This window comes from Streptomyces solincola, assembly GCF_002982015.1.
Lineage (GTDB): Bacteria > Actinomycetota > Actinomycetes > Streptomycetales > Streptomycetaceae > Streptomyces > Streptomyces solincola.
Genome location: NZ_PVLV01000365.1, coordinates 1 through 7,019, shown reverse-complemented (window position 1 = coordinate 7,019; position 7,019 = coordinate 1). Strand labels below are relative to the sequence as shown.

Annotated in this window: 5 protein-coding genes and 2 riboswitches; of the genes, 1 reads left to right on the top strand and 4 read right to left on the bottom strand. The window is 74.0% G+C overall.

The annotated features are described in order from the left end of the window. Positions 1–204 precede the first annotated feature (204 nt). Positions 205–2,523 (bottom strand): 5-methyltetrahydropteroyltriglutamate--homocysteine S-methyltransferase, encoded by a 2,319-nt coding sequence (gene metE, locus C6N75_RS21745; RefSeq protein WP_105870584.1) that lies wholly within the window; start codon positions 2,521–2,523, stop codon positions 205–207. 183 nt (positions 2,524–2,706) lie between these two features. Continuing rightward, positions 2,707–2,903, bottom strand: a riboswitch (cobalamin riboswitch). Positions 2,904–2,988: 85 nt separating this feature from the next. Further along, positions 2,989–3,576, bottom strand: a complete 588-nt coding sequence (locus C6N75_RS21740; protein ID WP_105870583.1) for a TetR/AcrR family transcriptional regulator — start codon at positions 3,574–3,576, stop codon at positions 2,989–2,991. Positions 3,577–3,792: 216 nt separating this feature from the next. Here C6N75_RS21740 and C6N75_RS21735 point away from each other — a divergent pair, with 216 nt between their 5' ends. Then, positions 3,793–4,653, top strand: a complete 861-nt coding sequence (locus tag C6N75_RS21735; RefSeq protein WP_105870582.1) for a class I SAM-dependent methyltransferase — start codon at positions 3,793–3,795, stop codon at positions 4,651–4,653. A gap of 117 nt (positions 4,654–4,770) precedes the next feature. Here the strand turns inward: C6N75_RS21735 and C6N75_RS21730 are convergent, their stop codons facing one another. After that, a complete protein-coding gene (locus C6N75_RS21730) occupies positions 4,771–5,517 on the bottom strand; it encodes a LysM peptidoglycan-binding domain-containing protein (protein ID WP_105870581.1) in 747 nt (248 codons plus the stop codon). Positions 5,518–5,519: 2 nt separating this feature from the next. After that, a riboswitch (cyclic di-AMP (ydaO/yuaA leader) is annotated at positions 5,520–5,679 on the bottom strand. Between the two features lie 347 nt (positions 5,680–6,026). After that, the coding region (locus tag C6N75_RS21725) for an ATP-binding SpoIIE family protein phosphatase (RefSeq protein WP_146132636.1) at positions 6,027–7,019 on the bottom strand (993 nt) is incomplete at its 5' end.

Here is a 7,019-nt window from a genome sequence, read left to right as displayed (position 1 = left end):
CTGCACGACGTCACCGAACTCGGCGTAGCACATGTGCGTGGGGAGCTGGGTGTCCGGCCGCACCCAGCCGGAGACCGCCGCGTACAACGCCCAGGGCTATCTCTTCGACGCGGTCGTACGGCATCCGGTGACCGTGGTCTGAGGGCCGCCGCCCTCGGTTCCGGCCCCGGGCCGCCAGGACGGCCCGGGGCCGGGGAGCCGGTCTCAGGACCCGGCCAGCTCCTCGCGGACCGTGCGGGCCGCCGCGACCAGGTTCTCCAGCGACGCACGGGTCTCCGGCCAGCCGCGGGTCTTCAGCCCGCAGTCCGGGTTGACCCAGAGCCGTTCGGCCGGGATGGCCTCCAGACCGGTGCGCAGCAGGGCCGCTGCCTCCTCGGCGCTCGGCACCCTGGGGGAGTGGATGTCGTAGACACCCGGCCCGGCCTCGCGCGGATAGCCGTGCCCGGCCAGCTCGCGGGCGATCTGCATGTGGGAGCGGGCCGCCTCCAGGCTGATGACGTCGGCGTCGAGGTCGTCGATGGCCTGCACGACGTCACCGAACTCGGCGTAGCACATGTGCGTGTGGATCTGGGTGTCCGGCCGCACCCCGGCGGTGGTCAGCCGGAACGCCTCGGTCGCCCACGCCAGGTAGCCGGCGTGGTCGGCGGCCCGCAGCGGCAGGGTCTCCCGCAGCGCCGGCTCGTCCACCTGGATGACCGAGGTGCCGGCCGCCTCCAGGTCGGCGACCTCGTCGCGCAGGGCGAGCGCCACCTGCCGGGCGGTCTCGCCCAGCGGCTGGTCGTCGCGGACGAAGGACCAGGCCAGCATGGTGACCGGGCCGGTCAGCATGCCCTTGACCGGCCGGCCGGTGAGCGACTGGGCGTACGAGGTCCAGCGCACCGTCATGGGCTCGGGGCGGGAGATGTCGCCGGCCAGGATCGGCGGCCGGACGTAGCGGGTGCCGTAGGACTGCACCCAGCCGTGCTGCGTCGCCAGGTAGCCGGTGAGCTGCTCGGCGAAGTACTGGACCATGTCGTTGCGCTCGGGTTCGCCGTGCACCAGCACGTCCAGGCCGGTCTTCTCCTGGAAGGAGACGACCTCCTGGATCTCCGCCCGGATGCGCTCCTCGTAGCCCGCGGTGGACACCCGGCCGGCCCTCAGGTCGGCGCGGGCGGCGCGCAGTTCGCCGGTCTGCGGGAACGAGCCGATGGTGGTGGTCGGCAGCAGCGGCAGCCGCAGGTGGGCGCGCTGGGCGGCGGCCCGCTCGGCGTACGGCTGGGAGCGGCGCCCGTCGGCGTCGGTGACCGCGGCGGCGCGGGCCCGCACGGCCGGGTCCCGGGTGATCGGCGAGTTCGCCCGGGAGGCCAGGTCGGCCCGGTTGGCGGCCAGTTCGGCGGAGATGGCGCCGGCGCCCTGGGCCAGGCCCCTGGCCAGGGTGGCGATCTCGGCGGTCTTCTGCCGGGCGAAGGCCAGCCAGCGCAGGATCTGCGGGTCGACGTCCCGCTCGGCGGCGGCGTCCAGCGGGACGTGCAGCAGCGAGCAGGAGGCGGACACGTCGACCCGGTCGGCCAGGCCCAGCAGGGTGCCGAGCACCGACAGGGACTTCTCCAGGTCCCCGACCCAGATGTTGCGGCCGTCGACCACGCCGGCGACCAGCCGCTTGCCGGGCAGCCCGCCGACCGCGGCCAGCGCCTCCAGGTTGCCGGCGGCCGGGCCGGTGAAGTCCAGCGCCAGGCCCTCGACCGGGGCCTTGGCCAGCACCGGCAGTGCCTCGCCCAGCCGGTCGAAGTAGGACGCCACCAGCAGCTTCGGCCGGTCGGTCAGGCCGCCGAGGTCGCGGTAGGCGCGGGCGGCGGCGTTCAGCTCGGCCGGGGTGCGGTCCTGGACCAGGGCGGGCTCGTCGAGCTGCACCCACTCGGCGCCCGCGGCCCGCAGGTCGGCCAGCACCTCCGCGTACACCGGCAGCAGCCGGTCCAGCAGGGTCAGCGGTTCGAAGGCGGGGTCCACGCCGGGAGCGGGCTTGGCCAGCAGCAGGTAGGTGACCGGGCCGACCAGCACCGGACGGGCGCTCAGCCCCTCGCCGAGGGCCTCGGCCAGCTCGGCGACCTGCCGGGCGGAGTCGGCGGTGAAGACGGTGTCCGGGCCCAGTTCGGGCACCAGGTAGTGGTAGTTGGTGTCGAACCACTTCGTCATCTCCAGCGGGGCGGCCTCCTGGGTGCCCCGGGCCATGGCGAAGTAGCCGTCCAGCGGGTCGGCGGCGACCGCCTCGCGGTGCCGGCGGGGAATGGCGCCGACCATCACGGTGGTGTCGAGGACGTGGTCGTAGAACGAGAAGTCGCCGGTCGGCACCTCGTGGACGCCGGCCTCGGCGAGCCGGCGCCGGTTGGCCCGGCGCAGCTCGGCGCCGGTGTCCCGGAGGGCGTCGGCGGTGACCCGGCCCTTCCAGTAGCCCTCGATCGCCTTCTTCAGTTCCCGCTGCTGTCCCTGGCGGGGGTAGCCGTACACGGTGGCCCGTGCTGCCGCGGCTGCGGACTTCGATGTCACGGAGATCTCCTTCGCGAGATGAATCCCTGAGATCCCGGCAGACGGGACCGAGGACGGCGAAGGGTGTGACCGACCGGGCGAGGACGACCCCGCGCGGCGGGGCGCGGTCGTCCGCCTGGTATGGGGGCCGACCCTCCCTCGGGGTCACCGGGATGTCCGCGCGCGGAACCGTCCGCACGCGGGCAACGGGCAGGTCTTCGGACTCGCGGGCGCGCCCTCCGTGACCGGAGGACACCTACTGGCCGTCGCTTCCCAGGCCCCTGCGGGCCCAGTGCGTATGACGGCGGTCGTTCCCACTCACCGCTGCGGGGCAGTCCCGGATTCCCACCGGGTTCCCTCTTGCGACGCCTTCCGCCTGGCGGACGGGGGCGAACCAGTTGCGTCCGCCACCCTACGGGCCGGAGGGCGGACCCGTCCGGGTGCGTCCAGGATCCGGGAAGTGACCTGGGACACGCGGCGGCGCGGCTACCGGTCGCCGACCAGGACCGCCACCAGCCTGCGCACCCGGTCGGCGCGGGCGGCGGGGCCCGACCAGGACGCCATCAGGATGTGGTGCAGGGTCCCGGTGAAGGCCAGCGCCACCGCCTCGGTGTCCGTGCCGTCCGGCAGCCGGCCCCGCTTCCGTTCGGCGTCCAGGTAGCCGGTGACGTCGCGTTCGATGGTGGCGAGCCCGGGCGCCCCGGCCTCCTGGGCGGCGCGGAACCGCTCGGCGGCGCCGGACCGGGTGGCGGCGACCGCGATGACCGCCGGGTGCAGCGAGCCCAGCAGCCCGTCGGCCAGCGCGGTGAGGTTGCCCGCCACGGTGCCGTCGCCGGCCCGCCCGGACAGCTCCCGCGCCTGGCGCGCGGTACGGGCGAACCGGTCCAGGACCAGCTCCGCGACGAAGGCGTCCAGACCCTCGAAGTGGGTGTGCAGCACGCCCTTGGCGCAGCCCGCCTCGGTCGTCACCGCCCGGCTGGTCAGCGCGGCCGGGCCGCCCTCGGTCAGCACCCGCTCGGCGGCGTCGAACAGCCTGCCGCGCAGATCGGGGATGGCTACTCCACGCGGTGACATAGGGCCCTCGGCTCCCTCCGGACGGCGCTGGAACGGCGCCCAGGGTACCGGAGCGATGGACAGTACGGGCACGCGCCCATACTGTTTGGGCGAGCGCCCATTGTGAGGACTCGGGACTGTCGCCTGCCGTCCCGAGACGCTTTCGTGCGCTTTTCTACATCTGAGTCACTTCTCCGCCTTTCCTGCCGTTTCCTCGCTCACCAAGGAGTCGATGCCGTGAACCGCACCGAGCCGCCCGTCGCCAACACCGAGCAGGCCGAGGCCTGGAACGGCTACGAGGGCGAGCACTGGGCCCGCCACCAGGACCGCTGGAACGCGGTCAACGACGGCTTCAACGAGCCCCTGCTCAACGCCGCCGCCATCGGCGCCGGCGACCGGGTCCTGGACGTCGGGTGCGGCTCCGGCCGCACCACCCGGCTGGCCGCCCGGCGCGCCGGGGACGGCGCGGCCACCGGCCTGGACCTGTCCGGCCCGATGCTGGCGCGGGCCCGGGAGGCGGCCGACCGCGAGGGCGTGGCCAACGCCGCCTTCGTCCAGGGCGACGCCCAGGTCCACCCCTTCGAGCCGGCCTCCTTCGACCGGGCGGTCAGCCGCTTCGGGGTGATGTTCTTCGCCGACCCGGCGGCCGCCTTCGGCGCCATCGGACGGGCGGTGCGCCCCGGCGGGCGGCTTGCCTTCGTCTGCCCGGCGGACCCGGACGGCAACGACTGGCTGACCGTCCTGAGCACGCTGAAGGACCTGGTGCCGATGGGCGGCATCGGAGCCCCCGGACAGCCCGGGATGTTCTCGCTGGCCGACCCGGCCGCCATCCGCGCGGTGCTCGCCGCGGCGGGCTGGACCAACCCGGGCGTGCACCGGGTGGAGGCGTACGGGGAGTGGGGCGCCGACGCCGGCGACGTGGCCGCCTTCATGGCGGGCATGGGACCGGGCCGGCACCTGCTGGGGAGGCTGGACCCAGGACAGCGGGCGGAGGCCGGCCGCCGGCTCACCGAGGCGCTGCGCCGGTACGAGCGCCCCGACGGCCCGCTGCGGCTGCGCAGCACCGCCTGGCTGGTCACCGCCGAACGCCCGGAGTGAGCCCCGCCGGCGCACCCGGCAGGGGCGCCCCGCGCGGGGTACGCCGGACGGCCGGCCGCTGGTGAGCGGCCGGCCGTCGGCGGTCCCGGGGACTCGCCGGTCCCGGGGCGGGGATCCCTAGTACGGGCCGTTGACGTTGTCGATGGAGCCGTAGCGGTCGGCCGCGTAGTTGCAGGCGGCGACGATGTTGGCGACCGGGTCGTAGCTGTCGGTGGAGGTGCCGGCCACGTGGTACGCCTGGAAGGTCGGGTCGATCACCTGGAGCAGGCCCTTGGAGGGGGTGCCGTTGACGGCGTTGACGTCCCAGTTGTTGATCGCCAGCGGGTTGCCGGCGGACTCGCGCATGATGTTGCGATGGATGCCGTCGTAGCTGCCGGGGATGCCGTTCTCCGCCATGACGTCCAGCGCCTCGCGGATCCAGCCGTCCAGGTTGTCGGCGTAGGCGGCCGGCTTCGCCGCGGCCGGGGCGGCGGTCTTGGCGGCGGTCTTCGCCACGGCGGGCGCGGCCGCGGCCTTCGCGCCGACCGCGAGCCTCAGGCCCGGACGGATCAGCGAGGGGTCGGCGCCGATGGTGGAGCGGTTGGCCTCGTACAGGCTCTTCCAGCCGCCGCTGACCTGGTGGGCCCGGGCGATCTTGGACAGGGTGTCGCCGAGGACCACCGAGTACGAGGCGGGGGCGGCCGTGGCGGCCTTGGCCTGGGCGACGGCCGCGACGGCCGCGACGGGCGCGGCGGCCGGGGCGGCGTGGGCGGTGGCCGCGCCGATCACCGGCAGGGCGAGAGCGGCGCCGCCGGCTCCGACCGCGACCAGGCGGCGGACGAGGGCGCTGTTGCGGACACGGCGGTGCTTACCCGTTGCGTGCATGGTGCTTTCCTCTCCGGCGCCTGCGAGGTGAGCTGTCGGGTTCGGGCTGGAGTTGCCCGGTCGCGGAAATGCGCGACTTCACCCCAAGCCGTGCCGCTGTGCGGTCCGGCGCTTACCTGGGTCCCCCGCTCCTGCCGTACGTGGGTTCAGTGGATGCGTGTCCGGACGGCGGCAGGATTCGGCGTTCCACCCGGAATGACGGTGACCGTAAGCGAGCCGAACGGCCGGAACAAGCGCGGATCTTGAGAGCGCGGCCGAGCGGGAAGGTCATTTCACGTAATGGATCTCCGGCGGAATTCTGGTGGCCCGTCAATTCCCGTGCCGGAAAGGGGCGGCCGGGATTTGAATAATGCGCATGTCATTTCGGTCCGGTGATGGACATCACGGGTCTGCGTTCGCGATCATAAGTCACCCTATATAAGCCCTAATTGACCTATAGGGGCCTTCAGCGCTAAAGGGCCATGTCATAGCAAAACGGACAGAAGGGTCGGTCCGGGAGGTGTACGGGGTCACCAGGCGATGTCGTCGACCAGGAACTCCACCGGCTCCCGCTCGCCGCCCTCCGGCGACTGCTCCGTCCACATCACCTTGCCGGTCGCCGTGTAGCGGGTGCCCCAGCGCTCCGCGAACTGCGCCACCAGGTACAGGCCGCGCCCGCCCTCGTCCGTGGCGGCCGCCCGCCGCAGATGCGGCGAGGTGCTGCTGCCGTCGGACACCTCGCAGGTCAGCCACCGCTCGTACAGCATCCGCACATGGATCGGCGCCGATCCGTACCGGATCGCGTTGGTGACCAGCTCGCTCAGCATCAGCTCGGTGGTGAAGCCGATCTCCGTCAGCCCCCACGCCTCGAGCTGCCGCCCGCACGCCGCCCGGACGTCGGCCACCGCCGCCGGGTCGGCCGGCACGTCGAAGTCCGCCACCCGGGAGCGGTCCACCAGCTTCGTACGGGCCACCAGCAGTGCGATGTCGTCCCGCCGCCGCGAAGGCACCAGCGTCTCCACCACCGTCCGGCAGGTCTCCTCCGGCGAGCGCCCCGGGTGCCCCGCCAGCGCCGAGCGCAGCGTCCGCAGCCCCGTCTCCACATCCCGCTCCCGGTGCTCCACCAGCCCACCGGTGTACATCACCAGCGAGCTGCCCTCCGCCAGCTCCAGCTCCGCCGTCTCGTACGGCGCCCCGCCCAGCCCCAGCGGCGGCGCCACCGGCACCTCCGGTGCGTGCACCTGCCCGTCCACCCCGACCACCAGCGGCGCGAAGTGCCCGGCGCTCGCCACCACCGCCCGGCCCGCCACCGGGTCGTACACCGCGTACAGGCAGGTCGCCCCCGTCACCGCGGAGGCCCCGCCGCCCTCCTCCTCCTGGTCGATCCGGGACACCAGCTCGTCCAGATGGCCCAGCAGCTCGTCCGGCGGCAGATCCAGCGCCGAGAAGTTGTGCACCGCCGTGCGCAGCCGCCCCATGGTCGCCGCCGCGTGCAGCCCGTGCCCCACCACGTCCCCCCCCAC

Excerpts from the sequence above, each read along its gene's own strand:
- C6N75_RS21740 (WP_105870583.1), bottom strand. The coding sequence starts at position 3,576 with ATGTCACCGCGTGGAGTAGCCATCCCCGATCTGCGCGGCAGGCTGTTC.
- C6N75_RS21730 (WP_105870581.1), bottom strand. The coding sequence starts at position 5,517 with ATGCACGCAACGGGTAAGCACCGCCGTGTCCGCAACAGCGCCCTCGTC.